General features: G+C 62.7%; 20 protein-coding genes. 9 read left to right on the top strand and 11 right to left on the bottom strand.

The features are described from left to right. The first annotated feature begins 167 nt into the window (after positions 1 to 167). Together AB5Y94_RS14845 and AB5Y94_RS14850 are read left to right on the top strand one after the other, a co-directional pair. Positions 168 to 377 (top strand): cold-shock protein, encoded by a 210-nt coding sequence (locus AB5Y94_RS14845; RefSeq protein ID WP_005302803.1) that lies wholly within the window; start codon positions 168 to 170, stop codon positions 375 to 377. Positions 378 to 497: 120 nt separating this feature from the next. Next, a complete protein-coding gene (locus tag AB5Y94_RS14850) occupies positions 498 to 803 on the top strand; it encodes a hypothetical protein (RefSeq protein ID WP_139725881.1) in 306 nt (101 codons plus the stop codon). On the opposite strand, the gene AB5Y94_RS14855 is transcribed toward AB5Y94_RS14850, so the two are convergent. Further along, complete coding sequence (locus AB5Y94_RS14855; RefSeq protein WP_005302794.1) at positions 790 to 1,038, bottom strand: TIGR02647 family protein; 249 nt, start codon at positions 1,036 to 1,038, stop codon at positions 790 to 792. The two genes, AB5Y94_RS14850 and AB5Y94_RS14855, sit on opposite strands and share 14 nt — an antisense overlap. A gap of 248 nt (positions 1,039 to 1,286) precedes the next feature. On the opposite strand from AB5Y94_RS14855, the gene AB5Y94_RS14860 reads away from it, so the two are divergent. Beyond that, complete coding sequence (locus AB5Y94_RS14860) at positions 1,287 to 1,844, top strand: hypothetical protein (protein WP_368206017.1); 558 nt, start codon at positions 1,287 to 1,289, stop codon at positions 1,842 to 1,844. A 94-nt stretch (positions 1,845 to 1,938) separates the two neighbouring features. Continuing rightward, entirely contained in the window at positions 1,939 to 2,331 is a 393-nt protein-coding gene (locus AB5Y94_RS14865) for a DUF2750 domain-containing protein (protein ID WP_005302792.1), read from the top strand. A gap of 108 nt (positions 2,332 to 2,439) precedes the next feature. Here the strand turns inward: AB5Y94_RS14865 and AB5Y94_RS14870 are convergent, their stop codons facing one another. From AB5Y94_RS14870 to AB5Y94_RS14890, 5 genes are all read right to left on the bottom strand, one after another. Next, entirely contained in the window at positions 2,440 to 4,290 is a 1,851-nt protein-coding gene (locus tag AB5Y94_RS14870; protein ID WP_258116817.1) for an extracellular solute-binding protein, read from the bottom strand. Positions 4,291 to 4,411: 121 nt separating this feature from the next. Then, complete coding sequence (locus tag AB5Y94_RS14875; RefSeq protein WP_005302790.1) at positions 4,412 to 5,305, bottom strand: EamA family transporter; 894 nt, start codon at positions 5,303 to 5,305, stop codon at positions 4,412 to 4,414. 128 nt (positions 5,306 to 5,433) lie between these two features. Beyond that, positions 5,434 to 6,180: a DNA-binding transcriptional regulator YciT gene (locus AB5Y94_RS14880; protein WP_368206019.1), complete on the bottom strand. Its 747-nt coding sequence runs from the start codon at positions 6,178 to 6,180 to the stop codon at positions 5,434 to 5,436. Positions 6,181 to 6,272: 92 nt separating this feature from the next. Then, on the bottom strand, positions 6,273 to 8,705 hold the full coding sequence (locus tag AB5Y94_RS14885; RefSeq protein ID WP_368206021.1) for a formate C-acetyltransferase/glycerol dehydratase family glycyl radical enzyme: 2,433 nt from the start codon (positions 8,703 to 8,705) through the stop codon (positions 6,273 to 6,275). 52 nt (positions 8,706 to 8,757) lie between these two features. Further along, on the bottom strand, positions 8,758 to 9,654 hold the full coding sequence (locus AB5Y94_RS14890) for a glycyl-radical enzyme activating protein (protein WP_368206023.1): 897 nt from the start codon (positions 9,652 to 9,654) through the stop codon (positions 8,758 to 8,760). A 128-nt stretch (positions 9,655 to 9,782) separates the two neighbouring features. Here AB5Y94_RS14890 and fsa point away from each other — a divergent pair, with 128 nt between their 5' ends. Both fsa and AB5Y94_RS14900 read left to right on the top strand, forming a co-directional pair. Then, positions 9,783 to 10,433, top strand: a complete 651-nt coding sequence (gene fsa / locus AB5Y94_RS14895) for a fructose-6-phosphate aldolase (RefSeq protein ID WP_005302782.1) — start codon at positions 9,783 to 9,785, stop codon at positions 10,431 to 10,433. A 99-nt stretch (positions 10,434 to 10,532) separates the two neighbouring features. After that, on the top strand, positions 10,533 to 10,721 hold the full coding sequence (locus tag AB5Y94_RS14900; protein WP_123246954.1) for a hypothetical protein: 189 nt from the start codon (positions 10,533 to 10,535) through the stop codon (positions 10,719 to 10,721). On the opposite strand, the gene AB5Y94_RS14905 is transcribed toward AB5Y94_RS14900, so the two are convergent. Further along, positions 10,718 to 11,914, bottom strand: a complete 1,197-nt coding sequence (locus tag AB5Y94_RS14905) for an HD-GYP domain-containing protein (RefSeq protein ID WP_005302778.1) — start codon at positions 11,912 to 11,914, stop codon at positions 10,718 to 10,720. The genes AB5Y94_RS14900 and AB5Y94_RS14905 overlap by 4 nt on opposite strands. A 173-nt stretch (positions 11,915 to 12,087) precedes the next feature. Here AB5Y94_RS14905 and rsuA point away from each other — a divergent pair, with 173 nt between their 5' ends. Next, positions 12,088 to 12,780 carry a 16S rRNA pseudouridine(516) synthase RsuA gene (gene rsuA / locus AB5Y94_RS14910; RefSeq protein WP_010633459.1) on the top strand — a complete coding sequence of 231 codons (693 nt, stop codon included), beginning with the start codon at positions 12,088 to 12,090 and terminating at the stop codon, positions 12,778 to 12,780. Between the two features lie 10 nt (positions 12,781 to 12,790). On the opposite strand, the gene AB5Y94_RS14915 is transcribed toward rsuA, so the two are convergent. Further along, a complete protein-coding gene (locus tag AB5Y94_RS14915; protein WP_368206025.1) occupies positions 12,791 to 13,690 on the bottom strand; it encodes a DMT family transporter in 900 nt (299 codons plus the stop codon). A 166-nt stretch (positions 13,691 to 13,856) separates the two neighbouring features. Here AB5Y94_RS14915 and AB5Y94_RS14920 point away from each other — a divergent pair, with 166 nt between their 5' ends. Then, complete coding sequence (locus AB5Y94_RS14920) at positions 13,857 to 15,494, top strand: peptide ABC transporter substrate-binding protein (RefSeq protein ID WP_368206027.1); 1,638 nt, start codon at positions 13,857 to 13,859, stop codon at positions 15,492 to 15,494. A 10-nt stretch (positions 15,495 to 15,504) separates the two neighbouring features. Then, positions 15,505 to 16,047, top strand: coding sequence for a phosphodiesterase (gene yfcE, locus AB5Y94_RS14925; protein WP_017765628.1), 543 nt, complete (start codon positions 15,505 to 15,507; stop codon positions 16,045 to 16,047). 57 nt (positions 16,048 to 16,104) lie between these two features. Here the strand turns inward: yfcE and AB5Y94_RS14930 are convergent, their stop codons facing one another. From AB5Y94_RS14930 to flgA, 3 genes are all read right to left on the bottom strand, one after another. Further along, entirely contained in the window at positions 16,105 to 16,521 is a 417-nt protein-coding gene (locus AB5Y94_RS14930; RefSeq protein ID WP_010633463.1) for a flagella synthesis protein FlgN, read from the bottom strand. Beyond that, a complete protein-coding gene (gene flgM / locus AB5Y94_RS14935) occupies positions 16,518 to 16,838 on the bottom strand; it encodes a flagellar biosynthesis anti-sigma factor FlgM (protein ID WP_005302771.1) in 321 nt (106 codons plus the stop codon). The genes AB5Y94_RS14930 and flgM overlap by 4 nt, the downstream gene beginning before the upstream one ends. An 89-nt stretch (positions 16,839 to 16,927) precedes the next feature. Then, positions 16,928 to 17,533 (bottom strand): flagellar basal body P-ring formation chaperone FlgA, encoded by a 606-nt coding sequence (flgA, locus tag AB5Y94_RS14940; RefSeq protein ID WP_279700548.1) that lies wholly within the window; start codon positions 17,531 to 17,533, stop codon positions 16,928 to 16,930. Positions 17,534 to 17,656 lie beyond the last annotated feature (123 nt).

The raw sequence follows: 17,656 nt of genomic DNA on the forward strand, positions 1-17,656 counted from the left end.
CGTAATCCCCAAAGCCACGTATAATCTCAACCAGCTTGAAAGGGCGATAGTTATGTCAATGAATATGATGTTTTACATCTTTTCCTGTTGTTCATAAGTTAATCCCGTTTTTTGAGCTTTATCCGCTGAAAAGCATAAGTAATTATTTTGAATACAGGTTTAAAGATATGTCTAACATGATCACCGGTACCGTTAAGTTTTTCAACGAAACCAAAGGTTTTGGCTTCATCCAGCAAGAAAACGGCCCGGACGTTTTCGTTCACTTCAGCGCCATCCAAGGTAACGGCTTCCGTACCCTGGCTGAAGGTCAGCGCGTACAGTTCTCCGTGACCCAAGGTCAAAAAGGCCCGCAGGCTGAGAACGTAACTGCTCTGTAATTCTTACAGAATTTAAGAAAGCCGTGGTGCCTTTGGGTTCCACGGCTTTTTGTTTATGGGCGTTTCTCACCGTCCGTCGGTGGGAGGCGTGACCTTCTACTTCTGCATGTTGTGCCGACTATGCTGCCATCCCTTCTGCTCGCTACCACTCTGATAGCTTCCACCGATAAACAGGGGCCTGACTTCGTTGAGAAAGAGGCCATGGTCGTGTGCCAGCAGTTTGTGCAGGTGCGGGTGGGCGCTGGCAGGCTCCCGGACGAGATCAGGGCGCAGCCGTTGCCGCAACGGGCGGGGGAGTGGATGGTCGATGGCAAGATAAAAGGACCCGAAGGTCCTTTGCTGTTTGCCTGTCTGTTGCGTCAAGGGAAACGCTGGGAGCTGCTCAACTTTTCGCTGTGGGCTCCCAAGGCGGTCAAAGCGGTTTGAGTGCCACCAGCAGGTGCTGCAGGTGTTCCACCATGGTCATACCAAAGGGCGTCAGATAGCCGCCATCTTCCGCGCTGATGAGTCCTTGCTGGTGCAGGCGAACAGCGGCCTGGCAGAGTTCGTCGGACATGTCGCTGCGCAACTTGATCCCCAGGCTCATGTTGGCCGGATCAAAGCATGCCAGTATTTTCAAATCGTTTACAAACTCGCTGGAAACCTGGTCGATCCCGATCATGAATGCACTCCTTACGCTAAAGATGTATGCAAACTAGCACTCCCGGATCCACTTTAGTGGGCGCTGGCTCAAACTATTGGGCTTTATCTTTCCCTGGCGTGCTCGAACGCTGTTTTTTTGGCCGTCATCTGGCGAATCAATTGAGAATTGTTTGAGTCCGGCTTTGCGGCGTCAAACATGATAGGATAGGGCTTCCTTTGTCTATCTGGCCGATATTGTCTGTCGGCCCCCGGTTCAAGGCGCATTCCATGGTCAAGATCACACTGGTATCCCTGCTGCACACCCTGGGTTCCCGTTTTTCCGTCTACCCGGTCTCTCTGCTGTTGCCGCTGCTCGAGCAACATGAAGGGGATCTCTGGCTACCCGCCTGCAAGGGGGCTGATGTCGCGGCCCTGCGTCAGCATGGCAAGTGCGCAACCGCCCAGAGCCTGGCACCGCTGACGGCGGCCTGGTGTGACTTCGCGACCGGTGAAGAGGGGGCGACGCCTGAGCTGGACGCGCTGGCCAACTACGACAACGAGATGATGGACAACCTGCAGATGTACTGGCACAGCCCGGCCAAGATCAACAGCCCGATCACCGACAATCTGTTCGAGCTGCGCCGCGAGGTGGTGGAAGAGGCTCATGACGGCAAGCTGGCCGATGCCTGGGACAGCGCGCAGCAGGCTCGTCTTGCACAGATCCTGGCGGGGGCGAGGGCCGGTCGGGATCAGCTCTGCTTCGTCGAAGTGGAGGCGGCCTACTGGCTGCGCCAGCGCCTTGGCGAGATGGCGGAGATCGACCTGGTGACTCCTGAGCTCGGGTGAACCTGCTCAAAAATCGGTGACCGATCTCTCATACTGGACAAGGCGCCGGCAAGATGTGAACATGGCGCCCTTTATTGCACAAGAGACTTGACCGATGAGCTATGAACTGAGCGACACCGAGCGCAATGCTGCGCTGCAACTGAACGCGGACTACCGCTTTGATCACTTCATCAGCAAGCTGGTCGAGCACGAAGAGCTGTTCGTTCTGACCGACGAGCACGGCGTCATGATGCTGACCACCGACGATGAAGACTGCATCCCGGTATGGCCGCACCCGGAGTACGCCAAGGCGTGGGCCGAAGGGGAGTGGGCCGACTGCAAGCCGCAGTCCATCACCCTCAAGGTATGGCTGGAGCGCTGGATTGACGGCATGGAGCAGGATGAGCTGTGCGTGGCCGTCTTCCCGACGCCGGATCAGGAAGGTATCGTGCTGGAGCCGGCCGACGTGGCCGACGCCATCGCCCAGAAGCAGGCCAAGCGCGGCTAAGCGCCTCCTGCCTCAGCGAGCAACCCAGGTTGCAAAGAAAGACCCCGCCACTGTGCGGGGTCTTTTTGTTGATGGCCTTGGCACACCCTGGCAGAGAAGCGGGTTGCCCTATTTCTGCTGATAGGTGGTGTCAACCAGGGTGACGGGCGGGAAGGGCTGGCCAGCCTTGATGGCGGCCCGGGTCTGCGCCTTGGTCTCTTCATCAATCCAGAACAGACCGCCGTAACTGTAGCCACTGTTGCTGCCGTCCAGCGGCCAGTAGAGCAGTTCGCTCTTGGGCGTCGCCGGCAACTTGGGCAGTTTTATCCAGCGCCAGGCCCCTTCCCGGGTGTAGGGCACCTGATAGGCGGGCACGAAGCTGGCCAGTTCATAGAGCCGCTGCTGGATCTGGCGCGACAGCGCCGCCTTTTTGGCGAAGTCGAACTCCTTGTCGTACTGCTCCACCAGGGCTGTGATGGCGTCGTCATTTATGTTCATGATGTTGTTGGTCTGTGGCTTGTTGGCGTTGACCTTGTGGAAATATTCCCAGTAGGCGGGATAGCGGCTGGTACTCCAGCCCATCCAGGCGCTCTGGTGTTTCTTCTCCAGCATCGACTTGAAGCCGGCCGAGGCATCCATCAGGTTGAGCTCGAGGTTGAGCCCCGCCTTCTTGGCCTCTTCGCGCAGCAGGGTGAGGCGCTGGGCGTGCTCCGCCGTGGTGTAGGTGATGCTCAGGGTCAGCGGCTGGCCCTTGTCGTTTTGCAGGGTGCCGTCGGGGCCGGGCTTGGTGAAACCGGCCTTGGCGAAGTACTGGCGCGCCAGCTCGGGGTCAAACGGGCGGGCCTTGAGCTCCGTGTTGGTGAACTCCCCCTGGCCTGAGCCGTAACTGTTGAGGCGTTGGTAGTCCCCCCGCAGCAGGGTGGTGAGCATCTTGTCGAGGTTGAGGGCATGCTGGATGCCGAGCCGCACATTGAGGTCGCGCAGCAGCGGATCGGCGGTGTTGAGATAGAGCCCCATGGGGGACTGGGGGGTCTGGTTGTAGAACCAGAGTCGCTCGATATAACCCTGCTCGAACTCCGGCGTCCTGGTCTTGTCGTGCCACCAGTTGGGCATGACCAGCGGGAAGGTATCCAGCTCGCCGCGCAGGAAATGTTGCCAGGCGATGTTCTGATCCCTGAGCACCTTGAGCTCGATCCGGTCCGGGTTGAAACGGTGCTGGAAGTAGCGCTCGTCATTGCCCCACCAATCCTTGACCCGTTCGAAGGTGACCGACTTGCCCTTCTTCACCTCGCCAAGCTGGTAGGGGCCGGTCACCGGCAGTACCTTCCAGTTGTACGCCTTGACCCAGTCGGCGGTGATCTTGATGGCGTGGCTGGGAGCCGGGGTGAAGGGGAGGGATTCCAGCAGATCCTGGCGACTCTTGGCACTGCCGCTGGAGATGGCCAGGGTGTGGTCATCAAACTTGGTGACGTCGCTTATCTGGGTGCTGTAGTAGTTGTTGTACCAGGGGTCGTTGATCTCTTTGCTACGCAGCAGCTTGAGGGTGAACAGCCAGTCATCGGCGGTGACTGGTTGGCCGTCTGACCAGCGAGCCTTGGGGTTGATGCGCAGATAGAGGGTCTTGTGGTCGGCTCCGAAGGCCCATTCGTTGGCCAGCATGGGCATGGGATTGCCGGTGACGGGATGGGTGCTCAAGAGCGGCAGGTTGGTCTCCCGCACATAGCCGGCGAAGCCGCCGTTGGAGTCCGGACCGTACACCCGCAGGGTCAGCGGAAAACTGGTCATGAAGCCGCGAAAGGTGCCGCCCCGCTTGGCGGCCGGATCCGCGAACACCGGATCCGCGTTGTTGCTCTCCCACTTGAGGTCAGCCGGCAGGGTGGCGCTCCAGCCGTAGTGGCTCAGGCAGAGGGTCAGGGTGATGGCACTGGTGCGCAGAAGGCGCGGGATGATCCGGGGGCCGGCGGTGACTGTCGATGGCATGTCCTTGCTCTCCTGATGGCTGCGTCCTGCAGGCCATGTGTTGATGACGCGAGCCCCGTTGGGGGCTGGCTCATCATGAAAAGTTTCTCCGCCCCGGTCAATGGCGACGGATAAATAAGCGTCAGGCGGCGGTCTGCGATTTGAACCAGCGCAGCCGCCCGCCCAGCAGATGCACCACGAACCCCAGCAGCACCAGGGCAGAACCCAGCCACTGCAAGGGGGTGGGGTGCTCGTCCAGTAACAGGGCCGCTGCCACCATGCCGACGCAGGGCACCAGCAGGGAGAGGGGGGCCACCTGCGCCACCGGGTAGCGCATCAGCAGCCGCCCCCACAGGCCGTAGCCGAGCCAGGTGGCGACAAAGGAGAGATAGAGCACGCACAGGATCCCCTGCCAGCTGATGTTGAGCAGGCTGCTGGCCATCAGCTCAGGTCCCTCGAATAGCCAGGAGAGGGCGAAGAAGGGGAGGATGGGCACCAGCCCGCCCCAGGCGACCAGGCTTGGCAGAGAGGTCTTGTAACGCAGGCCGATCTGGCGATTGATGACATTGCCAAGGCCCCAGCAGGCGGCGGCGCAGAGGGTCAGCACGAAGCCGAGCAGGGTGAGATTGCCCTCGCCATGGGTGGCGATGAGGTAGAGCCCGGCCCCCGCCAGCGGCAGGGCCACCCAGTGGTGGGGTTGCCAGCGCTCCCCCAGCCAGATCATGGCGAACAGCAGGGTGAACACCACCTGGGATTGCAGCACCAGCGAGGCCATGCCCGCCGGCATGCCGAACTTCATGGCGCAGAACAGAAAGGAGAACTGGCCGAGGCTGATGGCACCGCCGTAGGCCAGCAGCCAGCGCCAGGGCATGGCGGGTCTGGGGACCAGCAGGATGGCGGGAAAGACCACTCCGACGAAGCGCAGTGCCCCCAGCAGCAGCGGCGGGATCCCCTCCAGCCCCCACTTGATGGCGACGAAGTTGAGCCCCCAGCAGAGGATGACCAGAGCGGCCAGAAACTTGTCCTTGGTGTGCATGTCACGTCCTTGAAAGAGTGGCCCTTGCCAGGCGGTGCCCAAAAGAGGACGAGCATACCCTCGTCTGGGTGGGCGCCGTCAAGCGGCCAGGCGGGGGAGCAATCCCGCAACAGGCGGCAAGGTACTACTCAGGCGGCGACGCAGTGCACTGTGATACCGCGTGCGGCCAGGGTGGATCGCATGGGGGCGGGCAGGGCGTCGTCGGTGACCAGCACGCCGATCTGGCCCGGCGTGCCGAGGGGGCTTGGGTGGATGGCGCCGAACTTGCTGCTGTCGGTGATGACCACATTGGTCACCCCCTTGGCCAGTACGCTGTTGACCACATCCGCCCGCATCATGTCGCGGCCGGTGAAGCCCACCTCGGGATGAAAGCCGTCTACCCCGATGAAGGCCTTGGAGAAGTGCACCTGCTCGATGCACAGCCGGGTCAGCGGCCCTACCACGCTCTCGCTCTGATGCTGGAACAGGCCGCCGAGCAGTACCACCTGGGCCTGGGTGTCCCGCAGCAGATGGGCGATGTAGCTGCTGATGGTGATGATGGTGACCCGCTTGTGCAGGGCCAGATGACGGGCCAGCAGGGCGTTGGCGCTGCCCCCCTCGATAAAGACCGTCTCGCCATCCTCCACCAGCTGGGCGGCGCGCTCGGCGAGGCGCTCCTTGAGCAGGTAGTTGATGTTCATCCGGGCGTCGGGGTCGTCGCTCTCCAGCGCCATGGCCGAGCCGTGCACGCGCTTGAGCAGCCCCTGCTTTTCGAGGGCGGTCAGGTCGTTGCGCACCGTCACCTCCGAGACCCCGGTACGTTGGGAGAGCTCGCTCACGCTCATCTTGCGAGCCTGATGGACCAGGGTGAGGATCAGTTGGTGGCGTGGGTTCATGGGACCTCGCTGGCTGGCAGTGGATAGCGGCAAGCCACCGCGCGGGTGGCTTGCCGGTCATAATGGGGCACAGCTGCCCCTGGTGGAGCCCGTCAGAGACAGTGCTCGGTGCGGGCGATGATATCATCTTGCGCATCGGGGGATAAGGCGGTGAAGAAGGCCGAATAGCCCGCCACCCGCACCACCAGATCCCGGTACTGGTCGGGATGGGCCTTGGCCGCCAGCAGCGTCTCGCGCGAGACGATGTTGTACTGCACGTGCCACCCCTTGTGTACCTCGAAGAAGGTGCGCAGCAGGCTCATCAGCTTGGCCTTGTCCCGCTCGCTCTCGAGGCTGGCCGGGCTCAGCTTCTGGTTGAGCAGCACGCCGCCGAGGATGGCCGCCGTGGGCAGCTTGCCGAGCGAGTTGAACACCGCCGTGGGGCCGAGGCGATCCGAGCCCGACGCTGGGCTGGCCCCTTCCGCCAGCGGGGTGCGGGCGTGGCGGCCATCCGGGGTGGCCATGGTGGCCGCACCGAACGGCACGTTGGCCGAGATGGAGGAGGTGCCCGCATAGTAGGTGCCGCCGATGGGGCCGCGGCCGAAGCGGGTGTTGTGCAGCCCCTTGAGCTCGTCGATGTAGCTCTGGTAGGCCTGTACCAGCAGCAGGTCGACCTCGTCCAGATCGTTGCCATATTTGGGGGCGGCATTGGTGAGGCGCTGGCGCAGCTGTTCGCCCTGCAATCCGGCAAAATCCTGATCTAACGCCTCGGCCAGCTCGCGCTGATCCACCACCCCCTGCTCGAACACCAGTTTCTTCAGCGCTGCCAGGCTGTTGCCCAGGTTGGCGATCCCCACCTGCAGGCCGGAGACCCAGTCATAGACGGCGCCCCCCTCCTTGATGGTCTTGCCGCGTTCGATACAGTCATCCACCAGGGCGCTGCAGAGGATGTCGTGGGCCTGGGCCTCCAGCACGCTGTCGACCACGCAATCGATCTCGATGGACTTGCGGGTGAAGTAGCGCACCTGCTCGTCCCAGCGGGCCATCACCTCGTCGAAGTGGCCGAAGGTGCCGTCCTGCAGCGACTGGGGCTGGGGCAGGAAGACCTTGCCGGTGGTGGCATCGCGGCCGCCATCGAGCGCCGCCAGCAGGATGCGGGCGAAGTTGATAAAGCTCATGCCGGTGCAGCGATAGCCCCACTTGCCGGGCACCGCGGTCTCGATGCAGCCGATGGCGGCGTAGTGGTGGGCATCCTCCTCGCTCACCCCGAGCTTGATGAACTCGGGGATCACCACCTCGTCGTTGTTGAAGGCGGGCATGCCGAAGCCGCAGCGGATCACCTGGATGCAGGCGTCGAGGAAATCCTCGCTCATGCCGGCGTGGTAGCGCACCGAGAGGTTGGGTTGGGTCGAGCGCAGCTGGCCGCAGGACTCCAGAATCGCGTAGGAGAGGCCGTTGACTGCGTCGTGGGCCTTGCCATTGCGCCAGTTCTGGCCGCCGATGGTGACGTTCTGGTAGAGCGGGCTGCCGGCGGAGGCTTTGGAGTGGGTGCCGGAGCGGATCTTGTTCACCTCCAGCAGCTTGAGCCAGCACCCTTGCAGCAGCTCGATGGCGCGCGTGCGCGGTAGGAGTTCCGACAGCTCAACCTCGCGGCGATACCAGGGGTAGAGGTACTGGTCCATCCGGCCAAACGACACCGAGTGGCCGTTGGACTCGATCTGCAGGATGAGCTGGATGAAGTAGCAGAGCTGCAGCGCCTGCCAGAAGGTCTCGGGGGGCCGGTGGGCGATGTGGGCGCAGTTGAGCGCGATCGTCTCAAGCTCGCCGCGGCGCTCTGGGCGTGGCTCCTGCTGCGCCAGTTCGCGGGCCAGCGCGGCGTAACGCTCGATATGCTGGCTGACGGCATCGAGGGTGATGGCGACGGCCTGCAGGAACTGCTCGCGCTGCAGATCGGCCCAGTCCGCCAGATCGAGCCGGCTGCGCCGCTCGGCCACCCTGGCCTTGAGGCCGTCGAGACCGAGGGCAAGCAACTGCTCGTAGTTGACCGCGAGGTGGGCATCCCCCGAGGTCATGTTGCCCTCGGCCTTGATGATGCCGCTCTCCAGCAGCCCCTTCTGCTCGTCGGTAAAGAGGCCGTAGCAGCGATCCTGCACCGTCTGGCCGCGCCAGAAGGGAGTGAGGGCGTGGATGGCCAGCTTGTCCGCCTCGCTCACCGCAAAGCCGGCGCCGGGGCGGTCGGCCAGCTCATCGATCTCTTTCTCGATCCAGCCCACCGTGTATTCGGGAAAGAGCGGCGCCGCCCGCACCTGGCTCGCCTGGTTGCCGACGATGAGCTCGTCGTGCTTGATCCAGATGGTACGTTCCTTGAGGTGGTGAGCCAGCGCCAGGGCGCGGCGCACCGGCAGCGGCCTGGCCAGGAGGGCCTGATAGGCCTCTGTATAGTGGCGGGCACGTTCGGTGCAGACTGGCGGCTGGACGATGTGGATCAGGCTCTCCTTGTGGGCGCGGATCCGTGGGGGCAGGGTGGTGAGGTCGAGCTGGGTCATGGTCTTATCCTCTGGTCATTGGGCAGCGAATGGCTGATGTCATGGGGTCTGTCTAGCCCCGGGTGAGCGGGGTCAGCCCCTGCGCACGGGCACACTCATGGGCAAAGGCGAGCAGTGCCGGGTCATCGAGTGGCTGCAGGGGGGCCTGATAGGGTTGGTCGAGCAGAGCGTACTTGCCCGCGCCCAGGGTGTGGTAGGGGAGAAAATGGATCTCCTGTACGGTGCCGAGGCTGGCGGCGGCCTGGGTGATGGCCTCGATGGAGGCGCGGTCGGCATTGAAGCCGGGGATGAGCGGCACCCGGATCTGCATGGCCACGCCGCGCTCGGCCAGCCGCCTGAGGTTGGCCAGGGGCAGGGCGACCTTGCCGCGAGTCCAGTCGAAGAAGCGCTCCTCATCCACATGCTTGAGATCCGCCAGCAGCAGGTCGAGGTGGGGGAGGCTGGGTTCAATCTGGTGCCAGGGCACGTGCAGGCAACTTTCCACCGCGGTATGCAGCCCCTCGGCCTGGCAGCGGGCCAGCAGGCTGGCGGCAAATTCTGGCTGCATGAAGGGCTCGCCGCCGGAGAGGGTCACTCCGCCGCCGCTGCGCTCGAAGAAGGGGCGATCTCGCAAGATGGTGGCCATCAGGGTGTCCAGGCTCTCCTCCCGGCCGCACACCTGCAGCGCTTCGCTGGGGCAGAGGCCGCGCAGCCGTTCCACATCCTGATTGCCGAGGGATGAGCGGGTGAGCTGGACCCCCTGGCTGTCACGCAAGATTGCCGGGCAGGCGTCGCTGCAGAGCCGGCATCCCTCGATGCATTGGCGCCGGTCGAGTAGTATGTCCGGCTTGGGAGAGCGGCTTTCCGGGTTTTGACACCAGCGACAGGCCAGCGAGCACCCCTTGAGAAACACCAGGGTGCGAATGCCGGGGCCATCGTGGGTTGAATAGCGTTGCAGGTCGAAAATCATACCGCCTCCTTTTGTTTTTGCATTCTATTTTCTTTCGTTCGAAAGTTGATTTGATTTCGATCAACTAAATTGCGGATGTTATCTCGCTAGAATGGCGACAGATTGCACATCCCCTTAAGGAGTCAGAGATGGAGCTTTATCTCGATACTGCCGATGTGGCTGCGGTGCGCCGCTGGTCACGGATCCTGCCGCTGGCCGGCGTCACCACCAACCCGTCCATTACCGCTGCCGGTGGCATGCCGCTGGCCGAGCTGTTGCCTGCCCTGCGGGAGGCGCTGGGTCCCAAGGCGCGGCTGTTTGCCCAGGTTATGGCCAAAACCGAGACCGAGATGGTGCGCGAGGCATTTGCCCTGCGTGAGCTGGACCGGGACCTGGTGATCAAGATCCCGGTATGTGAAGAGGGGCTGGCGGCCATCAAGACCCTGACGGCCAACGGGGTGCCGACCCTGGGCACGGCGGTCTATACCCCGCTGCAGGGCTGGCTGGCGGCGGTGGCGGGGGCCGAATACGTGGCGCCCTACGTCAACCGGCTGGATGCCCAGGGGGGCGATGGCATCGCCACCGTGCAGGAGCTGCAACAGCTGCTGGCGCTGCACGCGCCGCACAGCAAGGTGCTGGCTGCCTCCTTCCGTACCCCGCGCCAGGCCCTCGACTGCCTGCTGGCGGGTTGCCAGTCCATCACATTGCCGCTCGACGTGGCCGAACAGCTGCTGCGGGTGCCGGCGGTGGACGCGGCGCTGGCGAAGTTTGATCAGGATTGGCAGCGGGCGTTTGCCTGAGGCTGTTTGAAGGCAGGATGAAGGGGCGGCTGGCGGACTAAGCTAGAAGAGAGGGCCCGCTGTGGCGGGCCGCTATCGATGGCTGATCGGAGGTGCCCCATGAGCGACCATACCCTGCTGCCCCACGGTGAAGATCTGCGCCGCGCCGTGCGCTGGCTCAGCGAGCACCATCAACACGACATCCGGGCCATCGAAGAGGCCTGCATCCGCTTCGATCTGTCGCCGCTGGATGAGGAGTTCCTCATCCAGCACTGCGCCGAGCGGTCGCGGGAAGGGGGCGCCAACTAGACGAAGTTGGCGAGGTTGATGCCGAACTCCTTGGGATCGACCGTGCTCTCGATGGTCTCCTGCACCCCGTTCTTGGCCAGATCCAGCCACTGCACCTCGAGGTAGTGGCGCTGGGTCCCGTGATAGATCACCTTCACCACCGGTTTGAGCGGCTCATGAGGATTGCGCTGCATGACGATGGCTAGCCGCTGGTTGGAGAGCTGCACCAGGGTACCCACCGGATAGACCCCCATGCACTTGATGAACTTGGTAACCAGTTCGGCATCGAAGTGGTGGTTGATCCCCTTGAGCAGAATGCGAAAGGCCTGGGTCGGCTGCATCCCCTGCTTGTAAACCCGATCCGCCGTGACCGCGTCATAGACATCGACGATGCCGCTCATGCGGGTATAGAGCGAGAGCTGCTCACCCTTGAGCCGCTGCGGGTAACCGGTGCCATCGAGCCGTTCGTGATGGTTGGCTGCCACCTCCAGCATGGTGGCGGTGATACCGGGGGTGTTGCTCAGGATCTCGTAGCTGTGCACCACGTGCTGGCGCATGACCACAAACTCCTCGTCGGTGAGCTTGCCCGGCTTGTTGAGCACCTCGTCCGGGGTCATGATCTTGCCCACGTCGTGCAGCAGGCCGCCCAGGGTCAGCTCCTTGAGCACGCTGCGATCCAGGTCCAGATAGCGGCCGAAGTTCGCCAGCAGGATGGCGACGTTCATGGAGTGCTCCATCAGGTAGGCATCCTTGGCGCGAATGCGGGCCAGACAGAGCATGGCGTCGCCGTGGGTGAACATGGTGTCCACCATCTCCTCGGCCACTGCCGCCAGCGGCGTGATGTCGATGGGCTCCCCCGCCTTGAGGTGGCGGATGAACTTGCCCTGCAGCTCGCGAGCCTCCTGATAAAGCCGGCGGATCTTCAGTTCACGCCCCTCGCCGTTGCCACTGCCGGAGGGACGTTGTGAGCTGGTCGCAGAGACGGCGGGTTGGGGGGAGATGACCTGCTCGATGCCGGGCAGCTTGCTGCGGGCGAGATCGACCCGCACCGTGAGTACGCCGCGCCTGACCAGATCGTTGATCTGCTGACGGGTGGTCACCAGCCCCATCTGGGCAATCTCCATGCCGCCGGTCTGGCTGGTAATGGCGATCACGTACATGCCGGGTTGCAGCTGGTTGACGGGGATAACGGGATGAGGAGTGTGCGACTTCATACGGCTTCCTGACATTATTATTATGCGTGACGTTAGGCCCTCTGTTGGCAGTCTAACACCGGCGCCCGGGTTCGTCATGGCGACATGCTGGCCGGCCTTGGCGCTTAGTGCTGGAGTTGTCGGCCCCGGCCGATATAATGACGCCCCTTTCTTGATGGACTCTGAGGTTGTGCATGCGGCTCGATAAATTTCTTTGCGATTGTTCCGACTTGACCCGCTCGCTGGCGGGCAAACTGATCCGGCAGGGAGAGGTGATGGTGGACGGTATCGTGGTCAAGCAGCCCGCCTTCCACATCAACGAGCAGAGCCAGATCGAGTTCGACGGCGTCACCCTGACTCTGGATCAGCGCAACCGCTACTTCATGCTGCACAAGCCGGAAGGGTATGTCTGCTCCAACGAGGATCCGGATCACCCCACCGTCTTCTTCCTGATGGACGAGCCGGCCATGGGCAAGCTGCACGTGGTGGGGCGGCTCGATCTCGATACCACAGGTCTGGTACTGGTGACCGATGACGGACAGTGGTCCCATCGCATCACCTCTCCCCGTCACGAGTGCGCCAAGACCTATCACGTCTGGCTGGCCGATCCGGTGAGCCCGGATGCCATTGCGCTGTTTGCCGAAGGGGTGCTGCTGCGCAGCGAAACCGAGAAGACCCGGCCGGCCCAGCTGGAGATCCTGGGGGAGTGCGAGGCGCGCCTCACCATCCACGAGGGCAAGTACCATCAGGTGAAGCGGATGTTTGCCGCCATCGGCAACAAGGTGGTGGGGCTGCACCGGGAGCGGGTGGGCGATCTGGTGCTGGACGACGATCTGGCGCCGGGCGAATATCGCGAGCTGACCGTCGACGAAATCGCCCGCTTCTGATCGCCAGGAGTCAGTGGCCGCTGGCTCCCAGCACCAGCACTGTCCCCAGGGTGGCCAGCAGGGTGCCGGCCCAGGCGGCGGCGGACGGCCGCTCGCCCGAGTGCCACCACAGCAGTGGCAGCAAGATGACGGGGGTGGTGGAGGAGAGGATGGCCACCATGCCCACATCCCCCTGTTTCAGGGCCACCAGGATCAGCGTCATGCCGAGCGCCATGGCGAGGAATCCGTTGAGGGCTATCATGCCGAAGATGCGACGGTTGACGGGATGCAGCGGCTTGCTCAGTGGCAGCCCGGTCATGCGCAGGGCGCAGTGAGCCAGCAGGGCGCTGCCCATCCTGACGCCGGAGGCGCTCACCGCATCGACGTCGCCGCCCATCATCACCGGTTTGGCGATGATGGCGCCCAGGCTCTGGCAGAGGGCGGCGGTCAGCCCTAGCGCGACCCCGGCCGCCAGGCTGCCCCGTATTTTCTCCCATTCGCTGCCGCTGCTGCGCCGACCAAACAGAATGGCCAGCATGACGCCGACAAACACCAGCATGGCGCCGGCCAGCCGGGAACCGGTCAACTGCTCGTTGAACAGCCAGAGCCCGAGCAGCGCGGAAAACAGCGCATGGCAAGAAAACAGCAGACCGCTGCGACGGGGACCCAGCCGGTTCATGCAGGCGTAGAGGGCGGTATCGCCGATGAAGATGCCGATGAGGCCCGAGATGGCCAGCAGGGGGAGGGCACTGCCCGAGAGGGTATGCCAGCCGCCGGTCAGGAGACTCATGCTGCCGAGCATCAGGCTGACCAGGCACATCCGCCAGCGGCTGTAGGCAAATGGCCCCAGATGGCGAGCTGGTTTGACGGAAATCAGGGCCGCCATTGCCCATAAACTGGCCGCTGCCAGCGCCAGCCACTCATACCCCATAAAAACTCCTGAAAAAAATAGCCCGAGAGACTCCATCTCTTGGGCAAGCCCGATACAATACGGGGCGTCTTCGGGGATAACAAGCGCGGCATCATGCATTCGTATCCAGGCGCGCCGCCGGCCTTCCCCCTTTCCTGAAATAAGTGCATTGAACGAGGTTTATGTCATGGTTTACCGCTTAGTACGCCGGCCGGCACCACGCTGGCTCTCCCCCTTGTTGCTGGGGCTGCTGCTGACCCCGCCGCTGCAGGCGACCACGGTATCCCAGGATCCCGCGTTGTCGGATCGCCAGACCCTGGTCAAGGGCAATGGCGCTGAGCCCGAATCCCTCGACCCGGCCCAGATCCGCTCCGGCTTCCCCGGTGAAGTGGTGCTGGTGGACCTGTTTGAAGGGCTGGTGAGCGAAGATGGTCAGGGCCGGATCGTGCCGGCCCAGGCCCAGCGCTGGGAGACCAGTGCAGACGGGCTGGTCTGGCGTTTCTTCCTGCGCCCGCAGCTCAAGTGGTCCAACGGCGAGCCGCTCACCGCCACCGATTTCGTCTATGCCTGGCGTCGTCTGCTGGACCCCGCCCAGGCTTCCCCCTCTGCCGGCCTGCTGCTGACAACCGGCATCAACAATGCCCAGTCCATCTACGCCGGCGCGCTCGATCTCAACACCTTAGGGGTGGAAGCCGAGAGCGAGCAGATCCTGAAAGTGACGCTGGAGCGGCCGGTTCCCTACTTCCTGCAACTGATAAGCCAGCGCCCCTTCGTGCCGGTCAACGAGAAGGCCATCAGCCAGTTCGGCAAGCAGTGGACCCAGCCCGGCAAGCTGGTCAGCAACGGCGCCTATAAGCTGGTGAACTGGGTACCGAACGAGCGCATCGAGGCGGAGCGCAACGTGCAGTACTGGGATGATGCCCACACCCGGATCCAGCGGGTGACCTATCTGCCGCTCGCCTCCCAGCATGCCGAGCGGCTGCGCTACGAGGCGGGGGAGATCCAGCTCACCAACAAGGTGGCGCTGGAGTATTACCAGAAAACCAGAGAGGCAACCCCCGAGCGGATCTGGGGCCTGCCGCTGCTGGGCACCTACCTCTACACCTTCAACCTGCGCCGCCCTGAACTGCAGGACGTGCGGGTGCGCCAGGCACTGGCCATGACCATCGATCGTCATCTGTTGACCGAGAAGGTCAGCGGGCAGGGCGAGCAACCCGCCTGGTCGCTGCTGCCTGGCATGCCGGGCTATGAGGCGCTGAGTTCCCCCCTGGCCCTGCAGGATCAGCCGACCCGGCTGGCCAGAGCGGCGGAGCTGCTGGCCCAGGCCGGCTATGACAGCCAACATCCCCTCAAGTTGACGCTCACCTACAACACCTCTGAGAATCACAAGAAGCTGGCGCTGGCCGTCGCAGCCATGTGGAAGCCGCTGGGGGTCGAAGTGACGCTCAACAACATGGAGTGGAACGCCTATCAGGTGGCGAAAGACAGCGGCGATTTCATGCTGGCCCGCTCCTTCCTGTTCGGGGATTACGTGGAGCCCTCTGCCATGCTCAACAGCTTCCGCTGCCAGGATCCCCAGAACGAGAGCGGTTACTGCAACCCGGCCTTCGACGGCCTGCTGCAACAGGCGGCCGATACCCTGGATGGCAATGCCAGGAGCGGGATCTACCACCAGGCCGAGCAGTTGCTGATGGACGAGATGCCGGCCATCCCCGTCTATCACTACAACCAGATGCGACTGGTGGATCCCACCCTGCGCGGCCTGCCGGTGCAGAACCTGAAGGGGGCGATCGCCACCAAGGATCTCTACTTCAGTCAGCAGTAAGGAGCTTGCCATGAAGATTGCCATTCTTTCCGACCTGCACGGCAGCCTGAGTGCGCTGGAGCAGGTGCTCGACCAGCTCGCCCCCTGGCAGCCGGATCATTATCTGCTGCTCGGTGATCTGCTCAATCACGGCCCGCGCAACCCGGTACCGCCTGGCTATGCTCCCGCGGCCGTGGCCGAGCGGCTCAACGGGCTGGCCTCCCGCATCATGGCGGTGCGTGGCAACTGTGATTCGGAAGTGGATCAGATGCTGCTGGATTTCCCCATCACCGCCCCTTACAACCAGCTGCTGGTGGATGGCCGGCGCTGGTTCGTCAGTCACGGCCATCTCTATCAGCCTGCTGCGGTGCCGCTGCCTGCCGGCAGCCTGTTCATCAGCGGCCACACCCATCTGCCCGTGCTGCAGCGGGAAGGGGAGCTGGTGTTGATGAACCCGGGATCCATCTGTTTTCCACGCGGCAACCTGGCGGCAAGTTATGGCCGCTACGAGGATGGGGTGCTCGGCATTCACGCCTGTGCGGACAGCGAAGTGCTGTTGCAGCTGGCGCTGTAAAAAAGAGAAGGGGGGATGGTTGTGCTGCGGGGCAGCCCGCCGTCGTAACGGGGGAGGTCAGGCCTTGATGCCGATGGAGCGGGTACCGGAGCGGGTATTGCCCTTGGCGTCATAGGTCAGGGAGTTGCGATCTCGCAGCTTGCTCAGGTAGCTTGCCAGCCGGCGGTTGGAGACGATGCTGAGCTCGAGCAGGCGCCCGTTCAGATCGTTCTGTTCCTGGCAGGCATCTAGTTTCTCGCGCAGTACGCGCATCTGCTCGGGATAGGCATTCAGTTGCTGTTTCAGGTCGGGCAGCAGGGCCATGGCCTTGTCCAGCTCTTCAATATCGGCAAGCAGCTTCTGCTTGCGCTCTGCCAGCTCGGGCAGCGCCAGTGCCTGGTGCTGCTTGAGCAGGTTGAACTCCTCCTCCAGCAAGCCCTGCATCTGGGAGAGGTAGTCGTCTTGGGTGTGCAGCAGCGAAGGTAAATCCATCATCCCAGCAACTTGTCGAGGTTGGATTCAAAACTGAACATCTTCTTGGCCACAGCTTCGCTGTCGACCCGATATTCACCATTGGCCACGGCTTTCTTCAGGCTCTCGACCCGGCTTTCATTGCCGGTGGAGGCTGAGTTGAGGTTCTTCTGCATCTGTTGCAATTGCTGCGCCTCGCTGGTCAGAGAGACGGAGTCGGTCTTGACGGCCGCCGCACGGTTGTCGGAGGACGAGGTCGCTGGTTTGGTGCTGGCACCCTGGCTGCTACCGGTATTTTGCAACCGATTGTTCGCCAAGTTGTTGATATTGTTAATAGCCATAGTGTTTACCTTCGCCTGCTTTGCTGTTCGCTTACCTGTTTATCGGTGGCTGCCGTCATAACTTTAGAAAAAAAGTGATCCGAAAATACTCAGAAGGTGACCACCACGGAGCCAACTGCGTTGACTTTTCCCTGCACCGTTTTGCCTGACCGGATATTGACGAGCCTGATCATGTCTCCGAAGCTGCCATCTTGCAAGGCTCGGGCCATGGTTTTGATTTGCATGCTGCTATTTTCTGCGCTGAGGGTCACCTGGTCACCCTTGCAGATGACGCAGACTTGGCTGAGCCGGATGGGCTGGCCCGGCTTGAGTTCCCGTTTGCTGCGAACGCCGATGAGGGCCGTGGTATCGCTGAGATAGTCGCCGCGGATCAGGGTCTGATCCTGGTAAGCCTGCGTCAGCACGCTCTCGCTGAGGATGTCGCCCTTGGCCACCGGCGTGGAGACGGTCACATACGGCTTCTGTATGCTGATCCGCACCGGCAGGTAGAGATCCCAAGGCTTCTCCTCCTCACACTTGAGGTAGACGGTGGTATTGCGGCGGATCTCCATCTTGGCGGGCAGGGTGATGGACAGATGCTCTTCGCAGCGGCTCAGGGGCAGACGTTCATCGATGGAAGCGGCCTGCACCTGTGCCTGGGCGTCGAGGGGGACATCGAGCTGGCCGAGCACAAATTCCTGCGCCTTTTCTTGCAAGTAACTGGTCACCTCGGATGCCGTGGCGTGAGAAATGCCGCAAAACAGCAGTAAGGTGAGGAAAAGTCTACTAATCATTTTCGCTCGCAGGCCGATAAGTTGTTCACGTATATCACCATATTT

This window comes from Aeromonas sp. s5 (assembly GCF_040907865.1).
Classification (GTDB): domain Bacteria; phylum Pseudomonadota; class Gammaproteobacteria; order Enterobacterales; family Aeromonadaceae; genus Aeromonas; species Aeromonas dhakensis.

Bases quoted from the DNA above. Each gene is read 5' to 3' on its own strand.
- AB5Y94_RS14845 (WP_005302803.1), top strand. From the start codon at position 168: ATGTCTAACATGATCACCGGTACCGTTAAGTTTTTCAACGAAACCAAA.
- AB5Y94_RS14850 (WP_139725881.1), top strand. From the start codon at position 498: ATGCTGCCATCCCTTCTGCTCGCTACCACTCTGATAGCTTCCACCGAT.
- AB5Y94_RS14855 (WP_005302794.1), bottom strand. From the start codon at position 1,038: ATGATCGGGATCGACCAGGTTTCCAGCGAGTTTGTAAACGATTTGAAA.
- AB5Y94_RS14860 (WP_368206017.1), top strand. From the start codon at position 1,287: ATGGTCAAGATCACACTGGTATCCCTGCTGCACACCCTGGGTTCCCGT.
- AB5Y94_RS14865 (WP_005302792.1), top strand. From the start codon at position 1,939: ATGAGCTATGAACTGAGCGACACCGAGCGCAATGCTGCGCTGCAACTG.
- AB5Y94_RS14870 (WP_258116817.1), bottom strand. From the start codon at position 4,290: ATGCCATCGACAGTCACCGCCGGCCCCCGGATCATCCCGCGCCTTCTG.
- AB5Y94_RS14875 (WP_005302790.1), bottom strand. From the start codon at position 5,305: ATGCACACCAAGGACAAGTTTCTGGCCGCTCTGGTCATCCTCTGCTGG.
- AB5Y94_RS14880 (WP_368206019.1), bottom strand. From the start codon at position 6,180: ATGAACCCACGCCACCAACTGATCCTCACCCTGGTCCATCAGGCTCGC.
- AB5Y94_RS14885 (WP_368206021.1), bottom strand. From the start codon at position 8,705: ATGACCCAGCTCGACCTCACCACCCTGCCCCCACGGATCCGCGCCCAC.
- AB5Y94_RS14890 (WP_368206023.1), bottom strand. From the start codon at position 9,654: ATGATTTTCGACCTGCAACGCTATTCAACCCACGATGGCCCCGGCATT.
- fsa (WP_005302782.1), top strand. From the start codon at position 9,783: ATGGAGCTTTATCTCGATACTGCCGATGTGGCTGCGGTGCGCCGCTGG.
- AB5Y94_RS14900 (WP_123246954.1), top strand. From the start codon at position 10,533: ATGAGCGACCATACCCTGCTGCCCCACGGTGAAGATCTGCGCCGCGCC.
- AB5Y94_RS14905 (WP_005302778.1), bottom strand. From the start codon at position 11,914: ATGAAGTCGCACACTCCTCATCCCGTTATCCCCGTCAACCAGCTGCAA.
- rsuA (WP_010633459.1), top strand. From the start codon at position 12,088: ATGCGGCTCGATAAATTTCTTTGCGATTGTTCCGACTTGACCCGCTCG.
- AB5Y94_RS14915 (WP_368206025.1), bottom strand. From the start codon at position 13,690: ATGGGGTATGAGTGGCTGGCGCTGGCAGCGGCCAGTTTATGGGCAATG.
- AB5Y94_RS14920 (WP_368206027.1), top strand. From the start codon at position 13,857: ATGGTTTACCGCTTAGTACGCCGGCCGGCACCACGCTGGCTCTCCCCC.
- yfcE (WP_017765628.1), top strand. From the start codon at position 15,505: ATGAAGATTGCCATTCTTTCCGACCTGCACGGCAGCCTGAGTGCGCTG.
- AB5Y94_RS14930 (WP_010633463.1), bottom strand. From the start codon at position 16,521: ATGATGGATTTACCTTCGCTGCTGCACACCCAAGACGACTACCTCTCC.
- flgM (WP_005302771.1), bottom strand. From the start codon at position 16,838: ATGGCTATTAACAATATCAACAACTTGGCGAACAATCGGTTGCAAAAT.